Raw genomic sequence first — 20,461 nt, 5'->3', positions numbered from 1 at the left:
TCTTACTCCCTCTCCCCTGTACTCGGGGGAGAGGGTTGGGGTGAGGGGCCGAACGTCGGGCGTTGTTCAATCGCGAGCAGGGCATCTCAAACATCGTCGATCGCTTGGTTCTCTCGCGAATCGCGACGCCTCACGTTCGGCCCCTCACCCTAAACCCTCTCGCCCGAGTACAGGGGAGAGGGGAAAACTAATCCAGATACACAAACTCATTCGCGTTCAAAGCCATCAGACAATAGATCCGCAGCGCCTCGGCGTCGGACAGCTTGTCCTTGCTCTTTAACTGCTCGATGAACGCCAGGTCGCCCTTCACTTCGGCTTCGGTCGGTTGCCGCCCCGTGGTCAGGCGAACGGCCAGCTTCACCTGGTCGGAAACGCCGGCGGGCGCTTCACGCTGCAGCCGTGCCGACAGATCGGCCGCCTGCTCGTTGCTGAACTTGCTGTTGATCATGCCCAGTGCCTGCGTCGGCACCGTGGTGGTAAACCGCACGGGGCAACTGCTGTCGGTGTCGGCCATATCGTGCGAGGACAGGATCGGCACCAGAAGCGACCGTTTAACATGAACATAAATGCTCCGCCGGGCGGCTTCTTCGGGGGTTGCCTTGCCCCAGCCGCTGCCGGGACGGCTCTGGCCGGCCAAGACCTCCGGCGGGATCGGCGGATAGACGCTGGGGCCGTACTGTTGCAGGTTGATCTTGCCGGTCACTGCGAGCATCGAATCGCGAACTTCTTCGGCTCCCAACCGCCGCATGTTGAACCGCCAGTAAAGATTGTTGGCGGGGTCGGCGGCGATCGACGCCGGCGTCGCGACGGCCGACATCTGATAGGTGCTGCTGCCCATGATCAGCTTGTGCAGCCGTTTGAGCTTCCATCCGCCGGCGACGAAGTCGTTCGCCAGCCAGTCGAGCAGTTCGGGGTGCGTGACCCCTTCGCCGAGGTTGCCGAACTCGTTCGGCGACACGTTAAGACCCCGGCCGAAGTGATACTGCCAGACGCGATTGACCATCACCCGTGCAGTCCGCGGGTTCTTGTCGCTCGCGAGCCATTCGGCGAGCACTCGTCGTTTACCCGTGCTCTCGCCGTTGGCAGACGCCTTCGGGAGCGCCGGCGGGGTCGATCCCTTCGTCGTCAGTACGGCCGGGAATGCCGGCTGAACCTGCTCGCCTTCCGAGCCCGGATTGCCCCGGATCAGCACATAGGTCGGGCGTCCCTTCCCCGCCTCCTGCACGCACATGATCTCGGTTCCAGCCGCCGCGACGGGTGCCTTGCGATTCTGTTCGAGTTCACGCGTCAGGCGGGCGTACTCGATGGTCTTGACTGCCCCAATCGTCGATTCGCCATGAAGAGAGATGAGCGCGCCGGTCTGCACCGAGCCGCCGACTTCGATCAGGCCAAGGTCAATGAACTGTCCGCCGCCGGTCTGCTTCACGTCGGCCGCCAACACGTTTCGTCCGACCCTCAGCGCTTTGACGGCGTCCGGCGGGAGTACGACACGCTCGTACTCGCGAAGGAACCCGGTCGCCTTGAAGACCGAGACGCCATTCAGGTAGACCTCGACGTCTTCATCGTGGTGAATGGAGAGTGCCAGGGCCTTGGGAACCTGCTGGAGGTCAAAGTCCTTGCGAATATAGATGCGCGGGGTCTTCCACTCGGTGCGTGCCACGCCGCCGGGCACATTCGTGCCGAACGGGGCCTGGCCGGCCTTCCAAGTGGGGGATAGCTTGAACTCCGGTGTGGCCCAGGGCTTGGCCGGATCGGTCACGCGGTACGTCCATTCCTGGGCCGCAGCGCGCGAGTCGGCGACGATCACGCGATCACCGGCGGCATCCTGTGCCTCCTGCGAAAGGCTGCGTTTCTCGAAGCCACCGCCGCTCCAGGACAGCGACAACTGCGGCTTGGCGTAGCCGTTGAAGTAGTCGAGCTTGAAGGACGCCAGGCCGGCCTTGAGCTTGGCCTTGAAGTCGCCGGCGTGTTTTCCCTTGCCCGGACGATCGACGACGGACTTGCCATCGACGAGCAGTCGAACGCCTTCAGTGCTGGCAAGGTGGAAGGTGTATTCGCCATCGGCCGGCACCTTCAGCTTGCCTTCGAACACGAGGCCGATCGCCTCGTTGCGTGAAGCCGGCGCCAGCGAGACCAGGCCGTCGCCGATCGCTCCGCTCTCTTCGAACTTCAGGTTGGTGAAGTCCGGGAGCTTGTCCCAGGTATCGCGGTAGAACTTGAACGACAGGTCCGTCAGGTCGGACGCCGCTCGCTCGCCAAGGTTGATACCCTTGGCCTTGGCGGCAACAAGGAACGACTGCTCGATCGCATAGGTCTGGCGATAGAGGTCTGCTTCGCGAGCCCGCTGTGCGACGGCGGCATCCTGAGCCGCCTTGACGGACTCGGCGTCGGCAAACACTTTCGTGTTCTTGACGTTCATGTCGCTGACGTCCTGAAAGAACGCCAGGAGAGAGTAATAGTCCTTCGCCGAGATCGGATCCTTCTTGTGGTCGTGACAGCGGGCGCAACCGATGCTCATGCCGAGGACGACCGAGCCGGTCGTGGACACGATGCCGTCGAGGACGTCATACCGGGCCAGGGGCCGATCGGCCGGCTCGTCATCCCAGATGCCCAGGCGGTAGTAGCCGGTGGCGATCATGCTTTCGTTGGTGACGGTATCGAGCTCGTCGCCGGCGATCTGTTCCTTGAGGAACCGGTCGTAAGGCTTGTCGTCGTTGAAGCTCTTGATGACGTAGTCGCGGTACCGCCAGGCGAACGGTTTGGCACTGTCGCGCTCGTACCCGTGCGTCTCGGCATAGCGCACCAGATCGAGCCAGTGACGCCCCCACCGCTCGCCGTATTGGGGACTGGCCAGCAGGCGGTCGATCAGTTTCGACCACGCGTCCGGCGATTGATCGCTGACAAAGGCATCGACTTCTGCAGGTGTCGGCGGTAGGCCGAGGAGGTCGTAAAAGGCCCGACGCACCAGCGCCACCCGATCGGCCTGGCCGTTGGGCTTCAATCCCTTCTCTTCGATCCTGGCCAGCACAAACGCGTCGATCGGCGACTTCACGAACGCGGCGTCCTTCACGGCCGGCACGGCTGGCGCGGTCGGCAGCTTGTAGGCCCACTTGTCGCGGTTCTTGTCGGCGTCCCGGGCATCGGGGTCTTCGGCATGGACGACCGCCGTTCCCGGAACGGCTTCGCCCGGCGTCCAGGGCGCACCGGCATTCACCCACTTGGTCAACACGTCGATCTGCGCCTGCGGCAGCTTGCCCGACGGTGGCATTGCCATGTCGTCGTCGGCATAGCCGATCGCCTTGAGCAGAAGGCTCTTGGTCGGTGCCGTTGTGTCAATTGCCGATCCGTGGTCGCCGCCCTTCAGCAGCAGCGATCGAGCGTCGAGGCGGAGTCCGCCCTTCTGCTTCTTGTCGTTGTGGCACTTAAAGCAGTTTTCGGCCAGCACGGGACGAACCTGCTTCTCGAAGAACTCGACATCCGTCGGCGAGAACTTCGGCTCGGCAGCGGACGCCCCACCCACCCCGGCAAAAGCGGCTGAGGCGAGCAGTGCAATCGATCGGATGGTGCGGGTCAGCGTCATATCGATTCTTGGTTCATGTGGGGTGGACTTCGGCCCACCGGTTGCGGTCGTCAACGGGTTGTATTTCTGCGCGGCCAGCTACCTGGCGGCGACACTGGGATTCGTTCGAGTCGTCCAGACTGTCACCGAAAACTCTTTGATTAACAGCGTCTTTCTTACTTCGCTCCGCGTATTGGCGCCGAACAGGCCGACGTAGAGGTCATTTTCGGCGTCGAGGAAGTCGGGGTGCTTGATCGCGAGCGTGCTGCTGGCGCCGGTCTTTTCATTTGCTACTGTCAAAGCGTACTTGCCGTTCGTCCGCGTCAGCCGAATTCTCAGATCGTCCCCCATGGAAAACAGCCCGACAAAGTGCGAGCTGGCGTCGCGACCGCCGTCGTTGTTGGTCATGAAAAGGGTGTACTGCCCGTCGGCACTCCGGCTGATCAGCCCGCCTCGAATCACTCGATCGCTTTTGGCACCAGCGTAGAGTCCGAACTGACCGACGTTCTGAAGCGCGGGGATGTTCGGAACGAACATCTGCACTTCGAAGTCTTCCGAGCCCGTAAACCCGAGATCGGCGAGGCGCACACCGGCGTATTCGCCGGTCGGCATGTTGACCTGGTGATTGATGTCGCTGTTGGTCGTCGTCAATTCGAGCTGGCTCTCCTGGGAATTGACGAACAGGTTCGGGTCGTACGGGGAGATGGCCGTCCCCGTGCCCGGAAGGCGGTGGGTCAGCCCGCTGCCCATCCCCTGGGCATCGGCAAGCGTGCCATCGTATCCCTTGCCGAAGTTCAGATTCATGGTCCGAGGTTCGATGACCGGCGCCGGGACGATCTGCCGGACAAACTCCTCCGCCGACGCGACGACCGGACGAAGGGTGACCGTGCCATCCTCGATGCGGGCGGACTGGTCGTGGGTCAGGTCGGTGACCTTGCCACTGGCACCATCCGCGATCGCCTGTACCTTGCCGTCGAAGACGTAGACGTCGGTCCGGCCCGAAGCGGCAACGGAAACGCCGAACTCGGTCCCCAGATCGATGACCTTGCCACGCGGCGAAAGAAGCTCAAAACCCTTGACCGGGCCGTGTACCTTGCCGGTCAGTCGGCCACGCTCAAGCCGGGCGCTGTTGTCGGACACCAGTTGCAGAATAGCCGGCCCTTCCAGCAACAGAACCGCGCCTGAGCGAAACTTCAGTTCCGCCAGGCCGCGATCGAGCGAAAGCACGGTACCGGCGTGCAGGTCAGACGGTCCGGAACCGCTCGTCCAGAGGCAATTCTGCGCGTTGACGAGCCAGGCCACGTCGGCGGATGCGGGCTGCGACGCCGGCCTTGAGACGGGCTGCCTGTCGGCAACGCCCGGCGTGTTCTGCTGGGAACGGGCGGCGAGAAACCCGACACCAAGTGCAACGGCGATCGCTGCCGCGGCGGCGAGCCAGCGCAGCGGTCGGATCTGAAACATCCTTGCCCTGCCCGGCAGCGGCGCGACTTCATTCGCGACGCCGATCCGACGAAGTGCCGCATCCGCCTGCGAGCGGGCGTGTGCTTCCAGGTAAAGGTCCCGGTCGATCTCGGCGTATCGGGCGAAGAATCGGCGGGCGGCGACATCTTCGCGCAGGATTGCCTCAAGGCGAGCCAGGTCGGTGGAACTCAGCGTGTCGGTGAGGTAGCCGTCGACGAGAACCTTGACCTCTTCGGAGATCGAGTCGATCGCGGGGGTGAGGTTGTCGGGATGCGGGTTCATGGTTCTTTCAGTTTTCGCAGCGCTGTACGTGGCGGCTAATTGCACAGCCGACTACGCCGGGTGCGCTTCCTGCGCCAGGGTCCGCCTGACGCATTCGTACAGTGCCTCGCGAATTCGCCGCAGCGAGTTGTGCACGCTCTGGCTCGATCGGCCGATGCGGTCGGCGATGCGGATGATGTCGTCCTCACCGGTGTAACAGGTGAGCAGCAGTTCCCGATCGCGCTCGCGGAGCTTGGCCAGACAGCCGGCCAGGGCCTCCTTGCGTTCTTCATCGTCGTTCGGCTGCTCGGGAACTTCCGTATACGCCTCGATCAGCAGCAGATTCAGGTCGTCACTCAGATAGAGTTTCTTGCGGCTTCGACTTCGGATGAAGTTGGAAATCTCCAGCCTCGCCACGCCGCACGCCCAGGCGGTAAAGCTCCGCGACGGATCGTAGCTTTCAAACTTGTTCCACAGGATGACCGCGGTCTGCTGGAACAGATCGTCGGCGTCATTCACATCACGGACCAGGCCATGGATGTACCCGAGCAGGCGCGACTGGCTGCCCCGAAGCAGTTCGGCGAATCGAGCTTTCTTCTGGGGGTCGTCCATGTGCGCTTCAGACGGTTCACAACTTATTCGTACCGACCGTTGATACGGTCACCGGAAAACCGAATCGACGCGCGAAAGTTCATTCAATTGCTCCAGTTCAACGCCCATGGACAGCAGTCCGTGGTCATTCGAAACCCATGGACTGCTGTCCATGGATGTAATGAGCATCGATTGCCCTCGGTTCGGTGATAAATCTCAAGAATACTTCGCAAAATCTCATCGCGGACGGGTAGAGGCACGGTACTTTATCATCAGTCGCTGCACTCAAGGCTCGTGCGGCCCGACCGCAACCTGTTTCGCAAGGTTCGGTACCCTCTCGGCGGAGGGACAAGTCTGTGAGCCACAACATCTGATTTTCGGGAACGAGCACATGTCCAGGAAGATTCGCGTCGCGATTACCGGTCTGGGTTTCGGTGCCGAGTTTATCCCCATCTACCAGGACCACCCCGACGCCGAGATGTACGCCATCAACCGCCGCGATCAGGCCGGCCTAGACGCCTGCGGCGATAAGTTCGGCATCAAGGCCCGCTACAAAGACTACGCGGAGATGCTGAAGGACCCGAACATCGATGCGGTCCACATCAACAGCCCGATCCCTGACCACGCATGGATGAGCATCGCCGCCCTCAATGCCGGCAAGCACGTCGCGTGCACGGTGCCGATGGCGACCAGCGCCGAGGACTGCAAGAAGATCATTGAAGCGCAGAAGGCCAGCGGCAAGGTCTACATTATGATGGAGACCGTGGTCTACAGCCGCGAGTATCTCTTCGCGAAAGACCTTTACGACCGCGGCACGCTCGGCCGCATCCAGTTCCTTCGCGGCAGCCACGTGCAGGACATGGACGGCTGGCCCGGCTACTGGCCGGGGCTTCCGCCGATGTGGTACGCGACCCACTGCGTCAGCCCGTGCCTCGCGATCCTGTCGGACCCCGCCAAGGGGCAAATTGCGATGGCCGAGAGCGTGGTCTGCCACGGCTCGGGGCGTATCCGCGAGGAGATGATCAAGAAGTACAACAGCCCGTTCGCGATCGAGACGGCGACGTTCAAGATCAAGGATTCAGACGTTGTCGCCGAGGTCACCCGCTCGCTGTTCGACGCCGCCCGGCAGTACCGCGAGAGCTTTGACGTCACCGGCAGCAACGTGAGCTTCGAGTGGCAGCAACTGGAGAACGAAAAGCCGGTGCTGCACATGCGCGGTCTGCCGGAGAATGAGATTCCCAAGCGCGTCGGCGTGCCCGACTTTGCCGGCCGGCTCCCGGACCCGATCCGCAAGTACACCGGCGCGATCCACGACGCAACGCACCTGAGCTTCCTGCAAGGTGCCGGGCACGGCGGCAGCCATCCGCACCTGGCTCACAACTTCCTGATGGCCTGCCTAGGCAGACAGCCGGCGTTCCCGGACGCTCCGACAAGCGCAAACTGGACGCTCGTCGGCATCTGTGCCCACGAAAGCGCCATGAAAGGCGGCGATCGGGTGGCGATTCCGCAGCTCTAAAAGATATCACCACGGAGGCACGGAGACACGGAGGGCAACTCGCCGTTCGACGCGACGCGTGGTGAAAAAGCGAACGGACGATTGCGTTGAACGCTAATCAAAGATCCTCCGTCGCTCCGACCAACGGCCGTCGCCGGAAGGTCGTCGCGTTGTTGGTGGAGACCAGCAACGAGTACGCCCGTGGTTTGCTGCGAGGCATCGTCGGGTATGTCCGTGAGCATCGGCCCTGGAGCACTTATCTGGCCGAGCAGGCGCGCGGGGATGAGCCGCCGGCCTGGCTGGACCATTGGCAGGGCGACGGCATTATCGCCCGGATTGAAAACCCGCGTATCGCCGACGTGGTCACGCGGTCTGGACTGCCCGTGGTGGATGTCAGCGCCGCGAACCTGGTTCCCGGCATTCCGTGGGTCGAGACGGACGACCAGGCGATCGCGAAAGCGGGTTTTGAACACCTGATCGAACGCGGCTTCCGCAGCCTCGCGTTCGTCGGTGACGAACGGTTCAACTGGTCGAACTGGCGGCGAGATCAGTTCGTCGGGCTTGCCCGGGAACGAAAGATCGAACCGGCGGTCATGCACGCGACCGTCGTCCCGCGTGCCGGCCACGAATGGATCGAGGAGAGCACGCGGCTGGCGCGCTGGCTCGTCGGGCTGCCGAAACCGGTCGGCGTGATGGCCTGCTACGATTTGCTCGGACGGCAGGTGCTGGAAGCGTGCAGGCAAGCGTCGCTGGCGGTGCCGGACGACGTCGCAGTGATCGGCGTGGACGACGACGAACTGATCTGCGAGCTCTCCGACCCGCCGCTCAGCAGCGTAGTCCCCGACGCCCATCGCACGGGGTACGAGGCGGCCGCCCTGCTCGATCGGATGATGGGCGGCGAGATCGTCGAGGCCAAACCTCACCTGGTTCCGCCGTTGGGCATGATGCCCCGGGCGAGCAGTGATGTCCTGGCGATCGACGATCCGGATATCACGGCCGCGGTGCGGTTCATCCGGGAACACGCACTCGACGGGATCGACGTGAACGATGTCGTCGAGCGGGTGCCGCTGAGTCGGCGTGTGCTGGAATCGCGATTCAAGAAGCTGGTCGGCCGCAGCCCGCATGAAGAGATCGATCGCGTGCAGATCAACCGGGCCCAGGAGTTGTTGCGGGAGACCGACCTCTCGCTGGTGGAAGTGTCCGCGAAGATCGGATTCCCGCACGCGGAGTACCTGAGCGTTGTTTTCAAAAAGCGCGTGGGGATGACGCCCCGCGAGTATCGCAAGCAGCACCGCGGTAGATAGGAAAGTGTCCGCGGCTTCGCTCTCGGCTGTGCGGTCAGCCGCGACACGGAGCGGAGCTCGGAACAGACAATCGTTTGGCCAACAGTCGAGTCCTCATATGAAGATATTCAAACTTTTCACCATAGTGGGTCTCCTGGGTGTTGTGGCGCTGATGCCTCTGCTCGGAGTTCGCGCAGATGCCCCCACCGAGGCGGCCCCCCGCCGGGTGAAGGTGCTCTTCCTCGGCGATGACGGTCATCACAAGCCGCTGGAACGTTTTCGCCAGGTCGTCACGGAGATGACCCGTCGCGGCGTCGATATGACGTACGTCGACGAACTGTCGCAGATCACGCCCGAGAACCTCAAGCGGTTCGACGCGATCGCGCTCTATGCCAACATCACCAAGGTCACCCCCGAAGCCGAGAAGGCGATTCTCGACTATGTCAGCAGCGGCGGCGGCTACGCGGTTCTGCATTGCGGCAGCTACTGCTTCCTTAACTCCGCTCCGCTGACCGCGCTGACCGGCGGGCGTTTCCAGAAGCACGGCACCGGCGTCTTCAAGGAGACCCACGTCAAGCCCGACAGCGAACTGCTGAAGGACCTCAAGCCCATCGAGAGCTGGGACGAGACCTACGTCCACACCATGCACAATGAGGCCGGCCGTACCGTGCTGTCGGTCCGCGAGGACAAGGACGGCAAGGAGCCGTACACCTGGACCCGCACCGAAGGCAAAGGCCGCGTGTTTTACACCGCCTGGGGGCACGACGAACGGACCTGGGGCAATGCCGACTTCATCAACCTGATCGAGCGTGGGATGCGCTGGAGCGCTGGCGACTGGGCGTTGCAGCCGCCGACAAAGCTCAAGCCGTTCGAATACGGCGAAGGCAAGGCACCGAATTACATCGCCGCCAAGCAGTGGGGGCAGACCGGGGCACTGATCACCAAGATTCAGAAGCCGGTTCCGCCGGAAGAATCGATGAAGCACCTCATCACCCCTGCGGGCATTGAGGCCAAGCTGTTCGCGTCGGAACCCAAGATCTTCAAGCCCATCGCGATGAACTGGGACGAGCGTGGTCGGCTCTGGATCTCGGAAACGTTCGACTATCCGAACGAACTGCAGGAACCCGGCAAGGGACGCGACCGCATCAGCATCGTTGAAGACACCGATGGCGATGGCGTCGCCGACAAGTTCACTGTGTTCGCCGAGAAGCTGTCGATCCCGACCAGCATCCTCCCGTTCAATGGCGGCATCATCGTCGCCCAGGCGCCGGACATGCTGTTCCTTAAGGATACCGACGGCGACGGTAAGGCAGACGTACGCCAGACCCTGTTCACCGGCTGGGGCACCAACGACACGCACGCCGGCCCGAGCAGCCTCCGCTGGGGCCCGGACAATTGGGTCTATGGCATCGTCGGTTACTCCGGGTTCAACGGCGTGATCGACGGAAAGTCGCTCCGCTTCGGCAACGGCATCTGGCGAATGAAGCCGGACGGCACCAAGCTGGAGTTCCTCGGGTCGCTCACGAATAACGCGTGGGGCCTGGGCTTCAGCGAGGAAGGCCACCTGTTCGCGTCGACCGCCAACGGCCACCCGAGCTTCTACCTGCACATCCCGAACCGCGCTTACGAGACGGTTCGCGGCCTGACGGTCAAGCGGCTGGAGCCGATCATGGACCTGCCGAAGATGTTCGTCGCGACCGACCAGGTGCGGCAGGTCGACCATCACGGCAACTACACCGCCGCCGCAGGGCATTCGCTGTACACCGCCCGGACATGGCCGAGCTACTACTGGAACCGGACCGCGTTCGTCACCGAAGGCACCGGCCACATTGTCGGCCAGTTCCTGTTGCAGCCGCAGGGCGCGGGGTTCATCGCCCGCAATGACGGAAGCACCCTGGCGAGCACCGATGAATGGACTGCCCCCATCTTTGCCGACGTCGGTCCTGATGGGCAGCTATGGGTGATCGACTGGTACAACTTTATTGTCCAGCACAACCCGATCCCGCAGGGCTTTGAGCGCGGCAAGGGCGGCGCCTATGAGACCAACCTGCGCGACAAGACGCACGGCCGGATCTACCGCCTAGTCGCAAAGGACGGCAAGCCGAGCCGCACGTTCGACCTCTCCAAGGCGACACCGGATGATCTGGTCGCGGCGCTGATGAGCGACAACCAGTTCTGGCGCATGCAGGCACAGCGGCTGATCGTGGAACGAGGGGACAAGTCGATTGCGGAACATCTGTATAAGCTTGCCGGCGACAGAACCGTTGACGCCATCGGCCTGAACCCGGCCGCGATCCACAGCCTTTGGACAATGCAGGGCTTGGGGCTGCTGGACGGGTCGAACCCCGATGCGACGGCCGCCGTCGTAGCCGCCCTTCGGCACCCGTCGGCCGGCGTACGCAAAGCCGCCGTGGATGCGTTTCCCCGCAACGAAGCCGGCCTGGCCGCCCTGCTTGCGGGCAAGCTGCTGATTGACCCGGCCCCGCAGGTGCGCAAGAGCGCGCTCCTGGCGGTTGCTGAAGTCCCCACCGCCAGTGCCACCGCCGCACAAGCGGTGTACGAAGCCGTCGCCGGGTCGGGCGTGGGTGAGGATCGCTGGCTGATCGACGCGGCGACAATCGCCGCGGCCCGTCACGACAGCTTTTTCCTGCAGTCCGCTGTCGCGGCGTTCAAACTGCCTGAGGGAACTGTGGAACCCAAGCCCGTGGCCACGGTTAATCTCATCCCGAATGCCTCGTTCGAAGAAACCGCCGGCGGCAAGCCACGCGGCTGGCGGGCTCGCCACTACAGCGGCGAAGCGACGCAGGAACTGTCCACCACCGTCGCGCGTACGGGTAAGAACTCCGTGGTCCTGCGGTCCGACAAGGGAAGCGATACGAGTTGGTATGTCGATGTCAAAGTGGAGCCGCGCGCCAAGTACCGCCTTAGTGCCTGGATCAAGACCGAGAACGTCAAAGCTGTCCGCGGCGGCATGGGCGCGCTATTGAACGTTCACGGAAGCGACTTCAAGACCAAGCCGGTCGCTGGCAACAGCGACTGGACGAAGGTGGAAATCACCTTCGACAGCGGATCCCGCGATACGGTCTCCATCAACTGTCTGTTCGGCGGATGGGGCCACGCGACCGGGGTCGCGTACTACGACGACATCGAGCTGACCAAGGTTGGTGGCGGTGTTGCCAAACTGCCTGGAGCGACCGGTGAAGTCCTCAGTGCGGTCATCTCCCATTACGCCCAGCGGGCACCAAAGGAGTCCGTCGTCGCCACGCTGGCGTCGCTCAGGACTGCCCAGCCGCAGATCGCCACGATCGTGATCGATGCCCTGGCCGGGAGCTGGCCGGAAGGCAAGGCTTCGGCACCGGAACTGGCCGGCGATGATGCCGCAAATCTGCAGGCGGTCATGTCTGCGTTGCCTCCGGCCGGTCGTGATCGACTTCTCGCGCTGGCGGTGAAGTGGGGCAGGACCGATGTCTTCGGCGACACGCTCGCTTCGGTCATCAAGGAGCTGCGATCCACGCTCGACAATGCCAAGGCCCAGCCCGAGCAACGTGCCGAGGCGGCCCGCAGGCTCATCGCGGTGTCCGATACACCCGATCACGTCGCCGCCATCCTTGCTCACGTCAACCCGCAGTCGCTGCCAGCCGTCCAGACGGCATTGCTGCAGGCGATCGGCGACAGCCGCAGTCCGGCCGTCGGCGATGCACTGATTGCCAAGTGGACCGGCATGACCCCGACGGCCCAGAAGATCGTGCTGCCCACCCTCCTGCGGCGCGAGCCCTGGACGCGATCGCTGCTGGCCGGCGTGAAGGCAGGCACGGTGAACCCCAAGGACGTGCTGCCGCAACAGTGGCAAGCGCTAACAGGACACCCTGACCGCGACATCTCAAACCTTGCCAAGCAGCTCCAGAAGAGCACCGGGCAGGCCGTCTCCGCCGATCGAAAGGCGATCGTCGACAAGCTGATTCCCCTGGCGTCGAAAACCGGCGACGTTGCCAAGGGCAAACTGGTGTTCGAGAAGAACTGCCAGGTCTGCCATCACATGGAAGGCAAAGGCGGCGTGGTCGGCCCGGACCTGACGGGCATTGGCGCTCGCCCGAAATCGGACGTGATGATCGACGTGCTCGATCCCAACCGGTCGGTCGAAGGCAACTTCCGCCAGTGGTCGGCCCGGACCGAGGACGACGTGCTGACCGGCAGGCTGATGTCGGAAAGCCAGACTTCGATCGAGATCATTGATGCCACCGGTGCCGTTCACGCCATCCAGCGGAGCCAGCTGAAGAGCCTGACCGCCTCGGAGAAATCCGTGATGCCCGAAGGGTTTGAAGCCCTCCCGCCGGAGGATCTCACCGACCTGATGGAGTACATGGCGACGAGCAAGGTGAAACACTGATTTGACGTCAAGAAACTGCCGCCTCGCGTCGGCGGGTTGTGTGAGACGCAAAGACACCAGGATCGGACGACATTTGTCATCCGATCCTGGTGTCCTGCGTTTGGAACGTGGATCAACCGGCGTTCAAGCCCCAGACGCTGCCCGTTGTTATCCGGCGGAGTCTTCCTCTCCGATCACTTTCGGCACCTTGAAGAACGGACCGTCCGTTTCAGGCGCATTTCGGAGGGTCGCCTCAAGTCCCAGCGCTGGCTCGATCGTGTCCTCGCGCAGCACGTTGTGCAGCGGCACGACGTGGGCCATCGCGGCGACGCCGGCAGTGTCCACCTCGTTGAGTTGTTCGATGTAGCCGAGAATGGGCTCGAGCTTCGCGGTGATCGCGGGCAGATCCGTGTCGGGAATGGACAACCGCGCCAGGCGGGCGACTTTCCTGACATCGTCGACGGTGATCGAGTGACGGGTTGAGCTCATCGCCGACTTTTACCTCAGCGGCGAATCTCGTGAAAGCCGCCGGGCTGGCCAAAGGTGAGAAATCAGGATCGGCTGGCATCAGGCCAACCGACCTGCAGAACCTCGCGTTAGACCACCCCAAATAGAACCACCGCGAGCCGGATGAGTCCGGTTCGCGGCAGTGACCTGATCGCTGAATTAGGAACGAAACCTGGACGCTCGCCTACTCACCTTTGCGGTGAGATTCGCTGATTGCCGCAAGTCGCTTGAGAAGGACTTGTGACAGGTCACCCAGCATTTCATCGGAGAGGAGTCCGAGGACGGAGGCTTGGACCACTTCATCCTGCCGGCCGAACCACTTCACGAGGCGCGAAAGAACGGCAATCTGGGTCATACCGCGTCGCTCACAAAGCTTGTCGAGCTGCTGTTTTGCCGCGACGTCGAGCTGCAACCGAATGACTGCACGTTTTGCCATAGTTCACTTTCGCCGCCGTCAGGGCGGCTCCTATTCAGATTCAAAACACCACACATGAGCCGAGGTGCAAGGCTCGCGCCGTAGTGTAAGCGTCGTTTCACCTTATGTGTAGCCAAAAAACAGGCATTCGGGCAATCCCTATCCGTGTGATCTCACGCGACGTACTTTTGTAGACACAACGCGTATTTGTGTCGCGGGATGAAAGACTGTCTGGATGTGGGATAAGTGGATAAAGTGTACAGATGCCATCGAAACTACACCTTTCCGCTTTGCGCGTATGCTCGATTGCTGCTGCGGTCACGAGCCTTTGGGCGGGGTGGATCGTTGCGGTAGCCGCCGAGCCCGCGGCCCCCGCCACTCGACCGGCGACCCAGCCGGCCTACACGACCCGGAAACCTTCGATCGATGGCATCGGGAAGGTGTACCACGGGCGGGAAATCGCCAAGGTGATGGGCCATCTGGGCGCCGACTGGCTCGAACGGCCGGAACGCGAGAAGGAAGAGCGTCCCCGCCAGGCGATCGAGCTGATGAACCTCAAGCCCACCGACGTCGTGGCGGACATTGGGGCAGGCTCGGGATACTTCAGCTTCCGCATCGCCGAGAAGGTGCCACAGGGCCGGGTGCTCGCCGTCGACATCCAGCCGGAAATGCTTGCCATCATTGGGAAGAAGTCGAAGGAGAAGGGGGTCAAAAACGTAGAGCCGGTGCTCGGCGCGGAGAGCGATCCGAAGCTTCCGGAAGGCGGCGTGGATGTGGTTCTGTTCGTCGATGCTTATCACGAGTTCGAATATCCGCAGGAAATGATGGTTGCCATCGTTAAGTCGCTCAAGCCTGGCGGAAGAGTGATTCAGATTGAGTACCGCGCCGAGGACCCTCGCGTCTTCATAAAGCCGCTCCATAAAATGAGCGAGGCGCAGGCGCGGCTTGAGATGCAGTCCGTCGGGTTGCGCTTTGTTGAGAATGTAAAAGGTCTTCCTCAACAGCATTTGCTCGTGTTCGAGAAACCCGACCCTTCGCGCCCGACTTCAAAACCGGCAGGCGATGTGCCTTCGAAATGAGAGGCGCGCCTCCATCGCGAGTAGCGTCCCGGTCAGGCAGACGTCGGCGATCAAGTCGCACAGGCAACTGGAGTTCCGCTAGCTCGAGTGCCCGAGATTTTCTCGGGAACATGTGAATCTCACATGGACTTGGAAGGCCCGAAAGTCCGATAATCAGGTGTCGCCCTCCAGCCGGTGTGTATCGGCTCTGGTTCCGTTGCCAGGAGTGCGTCTTGTATCTGAGTCCTTCATGACCGCCTTTAGTCCAAGCAAACCTGACGAATCCTCAAAAGGGCGGGAACAGCCGACCCGTACCGGTGGTCGTCGACGCAAGCTATGGATCGCAGCGCTTGCGGTGCTACTGGCATTGTCCCTGATCGTCGCCCCCTTCCTGTTCTATTTGCGCGGTTCGGGCATCAAGACCTCCGTCCTGAACAATGTCGTTCCCGGCTATGCCAAGCTTGAACACCCTTTCGTGACGACGGCCAGGCCCAACCCGTCCGAAGGGGTCATCTCCTGCAACAGCTTCATCGCCGTTGACGTCATGCTTCCCAACGCCGGGTACGTGGTTGACGCCGCCACTGTGAACTCCGGGTCCGTGCGCCTGATTCGCAAGCTCGACAGTTGGATTGTGCCCGCCAGGGTGAACACGTCCGCCGCCGGCGACGCGCTGGTCTTGCAGCCCGAGCAGGCCCTGTCGCCAAACACGTATTACCGCTTCGAGATTCTCCCCGCGCTGAAGGATACCGCGGGCGCTTCGTTCAAACCGTTCAGAACCGGTTTCACCACCGGTGGCGCAGGCGAAGCATCGACGATGCCGGTGGCGTTCGAGAAGATCGAACTGCCGCTCACCGCGGGTCGCATGTACACCGCCGTCGCGGTCGGCCCCGATGGCGACCTCTACGCGGCCACCTACACCGGCGACCTCCTGCGCTGTTCGCTCCACAGCGATGGCACGATCGCCTCAGTCGACGTCATCGAGACGGTGCATCGCGCCAACGGCGGCGATCGATTGATTACCGGCATCTGCTTCGACCCCGACAGTACGCCTGGTGCACCGGTCCTCTATGTCAGTCACGGACAGTCCACGCGTACCGCTGCCGACGACTGGACCGGCAAGCTGAGCCGCCTCACAGGCGCGACGCTCGATCATTACCAGGACGTACTGGTGGGCTTCCCGCGTGCGGCGCGGGACCACCTCAACAACCAACCGGCGTTCGGGCCGGACGGCGCGCTGTACCTGCCGAACGGTAGCAACAGCGCCATGGGCGATGCCGACGCCACCTGGGGCAATCGCCCCGAGCGCAAGCTGTCGGCTTGCGTCATGCGGATCGACCTGGCTGCGATCGGCCAGAGGACGATCGATATCCGTACCGATGACGGTGGCGGTCCGTACAACCCGTTCGCGCCGGGTGCCCCTGTCACCGTCTACGCATCCGGCGTCCGCAACGCGTACGACCTGGTCTGGACGCGCGACGGCAAGCTCATGGCGCCGATCAATGGTTCGGCGGCCGGCGGTAACACGCCGGAGTCGCCCAAGCGCGACATCCCTGCCCTGCACAACGTTCGTCTAACCATTCCTGACCACCTGGCGCGGATCGAGCCCGGCCGGTACTACGGACATCCCAATCCTTCCCGCGGCGAATACGTGTTAATGGGCGGAAATCCCACCGACGGGATCGATCCGATCGAGGTCAATCGCTATCCGGTGGGCATCCTGCCGCAGTCGCGCTGGAAACCGCCTGTCGCCGAGTTCGGCAGCAACATCTCGCCCTGCGGCATCATCGAATACAAGGGTTCCGGCCGCACTTTGCCCATCGACGGCGCGCTGATGGTTTGCCGCTACTCCGGCGGCAAGGACGTCTGTCTGTTCCTGCCCGGCCGCGACGGCTCCTTCGGCGAAATGGTCACCGGCATCGACGGACTTTTCGGATTCGCCGATCCGCTCGACCTCGTCCAGCACCCGGTGAACGGCCATCTCTACGTCGCGGAATTCGGCGGCAAACGCGTTACGTTGCTCCGCGCGAAACCTCAGGGCGTTTCCTCGCGCGTCTACCGCGAGAAGGTCGGGCTGGGAATGGGCCTGCATGAGACGCCAGCCGGCAAACACATCGCAAAACCCGAAGGCGACGACGCCCGGGAAGACTGACGCCCAGGAAGACGGACACTCGCTCAGAGCCACAGAAAGTGGTTGCTCGCGGCGGCCAGGCCATAGAGTCCGCCGCACCCGCCGAGTACCCACGGGCACCACCTCTTCCAGATCGCCGCGACAAAAACGACGAATCCGACCTGAAGGCACTTGGCCAGCGGAACACCAACGTCGTTTCCAACAAGCTCAAACATCCACCGCTGTACCGGGTGCACTTCGATCCCGGCTCCATAAGCGACCGAGTTGGCATGCGTCGTGATGGCATCGGCGGTCGCCCCGATCAGCAGAATCAGCAGCGGTAGCCAGTAACGGCCGACAAACTTCGTCGGCGTTCGCAGCAGGAGTGGCAGTTCGGTCCGTCTCGGCAGCATTTGGCACCGGTCTACTTGGGTTGATCATTTCAGGCTAAACAACAGGCAGTCCGCGCCGCCCCGCTTCCACATCGTGCCATCGCGAGCGTACAACAGGCAGAGCAAAATCGTACGCACGTCTGCCGAAGCGCCTGTCGGCTTCACTTTGTTCGCGGAGGACTCCTGATCATGCGAAGCATCGCCCTGGCCGTCTCGTGCATGCTGCTTCTTCTGATTCTTCCGAATCACCCGACGAGTGCGCAATCCCCCGTACCGCCAGCCACTCAACCCGCGCGCCAGTACGGCCGGCTTCCGGCGAGCCCACTGCCCGGCGACCACCTGCTCGAGAAGTACTTCGAGCAACGAACCCGCGAGCTTTCCGAACGATGCCTGGCTGAAGTCACCAGCGCAGAACACTGGAAAAGCCATAAGGAGCAGTACCGGCAGGAACTCAAGGAGATGCTCGGTCTCTGGCCGGAGCCGCCGCGGACAGATCTCAAAGCCGTCACCACGGGCACGCTGGATCATCCAGACTTCACCGTCGAGAAAATCCAGTTCCAGTCGATGCCCGGACTCTACGTCACCGGCAACCTCTACATTCCGAAGCATCTCAAGGCGAAAGCGCCTGCGATTCTCTACGTCTGTGGCCACGGAAACGTCGTGAAGGACGGCGTCTCATACGGATCGAAGACCAGTTACCAGCATCATCCGGCCTGGTTCGCTCGCAACGGCTACGTCAGCTTCGTCATCGACACGCTGCAACTCGGCGAGATCCAGGGAATCCATCACGGTCTGCACCGCGAGAAAATGTGGTGGTGGATCAGCCGCGGCCACACGCCGGCCGGCGTCGAGGCGTGGAATGCCATCAGGGCCCTGGACTACCTGGAAACCCGCCCCGAGGTCGATGCCACAAAGTTCGGCATCACCGGCAGGTCGGGTGGCGGTGCGTACAGCTGGTGGACGGCCGCGATCGACACCCGCATCAAGGTCGCCGTCCCCGTCGCCGGCATCACCGACATGCAGAACCACGTCGTTGACGGCGTCATCGAAGGACACTGCGACTGCATGTTCATGGTCAACACCTACCGGTGGGACTTCGCGAAAGTCGCGGCGCTGATTTCGCCCAGGCCGCTCCTGCTCAGCAACACCGACAAGGACAGCATCTTTCCGCTCGACGGCGTCGTGCGGCTGCACCAGCAGGTGCGTCGGATTTACCAGCTCGAGGGCGCCGCCGATAAGCTGGGACTGCTGATCACCGAAGGCCCGCACAAAGATACCCAGGAGCTGCAGGTGCCGGCGATCAAGTGGTTCAATCGGTGGCTCCGCAATGACCTGGAACCTGTTCCCAACTTCGCCAGCAAGTTCTTCGAGCCCGAGCAGCTTAAGGTTTTCAAAGAGCTACCGGCCGATCAGCGCAACACCCGGATTCAGGAGACATTCGTCGCCAAGGCACCCCCGCCCGCGATGCCGACCGATGCCGCCGGTTGGGCCCGACAACGCGAACAGTGGCTAACAGCATTAAAGGCAAAGACGTTCGCCGCCTGGCCCGCAGACGACAAACCTGCAGTTCCGAAGCACCTGTTCTCCGAGACATCCAACGGCGTCGAGCTGCACGGCTTCGAGATCGAAAGCCAACAGCACGTCCCGCTTCGGCTTTATGTCGCGATCGGTGCACAGGTCGCCGAGCCCGATCTTGTTGTTGTGAACGTCGTCGACCAGAAGCTCTGGGAGACGTCCCTTGCGACGTACAAGCCTTCGTTCGCCGGCCTCAAGGACCTGACGCTGCCTGATGCAATCCCGGGTGAGATCGAATCGACAATGAAGATGCTTAAGGGCACCAAGTGGGCGATGGCCTATGTTGCCGTTCGTGGCATCGGGCCGACCGCATGGAGCGGCGACGAAAAACGACTCACCCACCTCGCCCGGCGATTCAGCCTGCTCGGCGAACCGCTCGACGGCATGCGGGTATGGGATGTACGTCGAACCATCCAGGCGGTTCGCAGTCTGCCCCGGATGAAGGGTGCCAAAATCTGGCTTCAAGGACAGGACAGGATGGCCGGCATCGCCCTCTACGCATCACTATTCGAGCCCGACATCGCACGGCTCGACCTCTGGCACTTGCCGACCACCCACGACCAGGGCGGCAATGGCCCGGACCTGCTCAACGTTCTTCAAGTGCTCGACATTCCCACTGCGGTCGCGATGGCGGCCGAACGATCGAAGGTCCGGATCTATCGGGAGCAGTCCCAGCCGGCTGCCGCCTGGAGCTACCCCACGGACGTCAGCCTTAAACTCGGCTGGGGCAACGACCGTGTGCAACTCCGCGACGCACGTTAAGGCAGCGGACGAGTGGTCTGTACCGGATCGGTCGCTTCGTCAGCGACTGCCGGTTCGACCACGTCCCGATCGGCCGCCATATGGCCGGCGCCCTCCGGGCGGTTCGTCGGGCAGGTTTGCACGGGGTGTTCAACGGGGGATTGCAAGGTGGACTCGTAGTCCCCCTCCATCGGGAAGGCGTAGTCCCCCATGTACAGTTCCTGGTCGCGATTCACGATCGACGCCAGGCGGCGCTCGGTGGCGGACCGATCCAGCGCTTCCTGCGCGTCGCGCTCCCCGGCCTGATGGCCGACCGAGTACGCGAATGCAGCCGAGGCGGCACAAAAGATGACCGCCAAAAACCAATGTCCGAAAGCACGCTGTTCCATAGTAGTTAAGCCTGGTTGTCCTCAAGTTAGTTGCGCCGCACCCGCCTCGGCTTCCATCAATCCTGCTCGCCGATTCCGGATTCGACCAGGCCGCCCGCAGGATCGCGATTCCCGCGTGTGGCACCGAAGGACAATCCGGTCCGACAACAATCCGGCGCTACGCCTTGCCATCGCGGCGGCGGAGGGTAGTCTGACGCCCCGGAAGAGAGCAAAACTCAGGCCTTACCTCTGAGAACGACGTCCGCCAGGACCAACACACCG

13 protein-coding genes are annotated in these 20,461 nt (G+C 62.7%); 6 read left to right on the top strand and 7 right to left on the bottom strand.

The genetic code is table 11. The annotated features are described in order from the left end of the window. Positions 1-187 precede the first annotated feature (187 nt). The 3 genes from IPV69_RS21120 to IPV69_RS21110 form a co-directional block, all read right to left on the bottom strand. Positions 188-3,580, bottom strand: a complete 3,393-nt coding sequence (locus IPV69_RS21120) for a DUF1549 domain-containing protein (RefSeq protein ID WP_206291706.1) — start codon at positions 3,578-3,580, stop codon at positions 188-190. A gap of 78 nt (positions 3,581-3,658) precedes the next feature. Then, on the bottom strand, positions 3,659-5,302 hold the full coding sequence (locus IPV69_RS21115) for a FecR family protein (protein WP_206291705.1): 1,644 nt from the start codon (positions 5,300-5,302) through the stop codon (positions 3,659-3,661). A gap of 51 nt (positions 5,303-5,353) precedes the next feature. Continuing rightward, a complete protein-coding gene (locus IPV69_RS21110; RefSeq protein ID WP_206291704.1) occupies positions 5,354-5,893 on the bottom strand; it encodes a sigma-70 family RNA polymerase sigma factor in 540 nt (179 codons plus the stop codon). A gap of 370 nt (positions 5,894-6,263) precedes the next feature. Between IPV69_RS21110 and IPV69_RS21105 the strand changes: the two genes are divergently transcribed. From IPV69_RS21105 to IPV69_RS21095, 3 genes are all read left to right on the top strand, one after another. Next, positions 6,264-7,388: a Gfo/Idh/MocA family protein gene (locus tag IPV69_RS21105; protein WP_206291703.1), complete on the top strand. Its 1,125-nt coding sequence runs from the start codon at positions 6,264-6,266 to the stop codon at positions 7,386-7,388. An 86-nt stretch (positions 7,389-7,474) separates the two neighbouring features. Beyond that, entirely contained in the window at positions 7,475-8,671 is a 1,197-nt protein-coding gene (locus tag IPV69_RS21100) for a XylR family transcriptional regulator (RefSeq protein ID WP_206291702.1), read from the top strand. Positions 8,672-8,768: 97 nt separating this feature from the next. Continuing rightward, positions 8,769-13,037 carry a PVC-type heme-binding CxxCH protein gene (locus IPV69_RS21095; RefSeq protein ID WP_206291701.1) on the top strand — a complete coding sequence of 1,423 codons (4,269 nt, stop codon included), beginning with the start codon at positions 8,769-8,771 and terminating at the stop codon, positions 13,035-13,037. Between the two features lie 147 nt (positions 13,038-13,184). On the opposite strand, the gene gatC is transcribed toward IPV69_RS21095, so the two are convergent. Further along, positions 13,185-13,505 carry an Asp-tRNA(Asn)/Glu-tRNA(Gln) amidotransferase subunit GatC gene (gatC, locus tag IPV69_RS21090; RefSeq protein WP_206291700.1) on the bottom strand — a complete coding sequence of 107 codons (321 nt, stop codon included), beginning with the start codon at positions 13,503-13,505 and terminating at the stop codon, positions 13,185-13,187. Positions 13,506-13,707: 202 nt separating this feature from the next. Further along, positions 13,708-13,959: a hypothetical protein gene (locus tag IPV69_RS21085; protein WP_206291699.1), complete on the bottom strand. Its 252-nt coding sequence runs from the start codon at positions 13,957-13,959 to the stop codon at positions 13,708-13,710. A gap of 449 nt (positions 13,960-14,408) precedes the next feature. Between IPV69_RS21085 and IPV69_RS21080 the strand changes: the two genes are divergently transcribed. Together IPV69_RS21080 and IPV69_RS21075 are read left to right on the top strand one after the other, a co-directional pair. Next, positions 14,409-15,017: a class I SAM-dependent methyltransferase gene (locus IPV69_RS21080; RefSeq protein WP_206291698.1), complete on the top strand. Its 609-nt coding sequence runs from the start codon at positions 14,409-14,411 to the stop codon at positions 15,015-15,017. Between the two features lie 229 nt (positions 15,018-15,246). Continuing rightward, the gene (locus IPV69_RS21075; RefSeq protein ID WP_206291697.1) at positions 15,247-17,145 is read left to right on the top strand and encodes a PQQ-dependent sugar dehydrogenase; all 1,899 of its coding nucleotides are present in this window, start codon (positions 15,247-15,249) and stop codon (positions 17,143-17,145) included. 23 nt (positions 17,146-17,168) lie between these two features. On the opposite strand, the gene IPV69_RS21070 is transcribed toward IPV69_RS21075, so the two are convergent. Then, the gene (locus tag IPV69_RS21070; RefSeq protein WP_206291696.1) at positions 17,169-17,516 is read right to left on the bottom strand and encodes a hypothetical protein; all 348 of its coding nucleotides are present in this window, start codon (positions 17,514-17,516) and stop codon (positions 17,169-17,171) included. 168 nt (positions 17,517-17,684) lie between these two features. Here IPV69_RS21070 and IPV69_RS21065 point away from each other — a divergent pair, with 168 nt between their 5' ends. Continuing rightward, positions 17,685-19,832: an alpha/beta hydrolase gene (locus IPV69_RS21065; RefSeq protein WP_206291695.1), complete on the top strand. Its 2,148-nt coding sequence runs from the start codon at positions 17,685-17,687 to the stop codon at positions 19,830-19,832. On the opposite strand, the gene IPV69_RS21060 is transcribed toward IPV69_RS21065, so the two are convergent. Further along, entirely contained in the window at positions 19,829-20,200 is a 372-nt protein-coding gene (locus IPV69_RS21060; RefSeq protein ID WP_206291694.1) for a hypothetical protein, read from the bottom strand. The two genes, IPV69_RS21065 and IPV69_RS21060, sit on opposite strands and share 4 nt — an antisense overlap. Positions 20,201-20,461: the final 261 nt, after the last annotated feature.

Origin of the sequence: Humisphaera borealis, from assembly GCF_015169395.1 — a bacterium.
GTDB lineage: Bacteria > Planctomycetota > Phycisphaerae > Tepidisphaerales > Tepidisphaeraceae > Humisphaera > Humisphaera borealis.
Note: the sequence above shows the minus strand (reverse complement) of the source record. Positions and strands in the feature narration are given on the sequence as shown.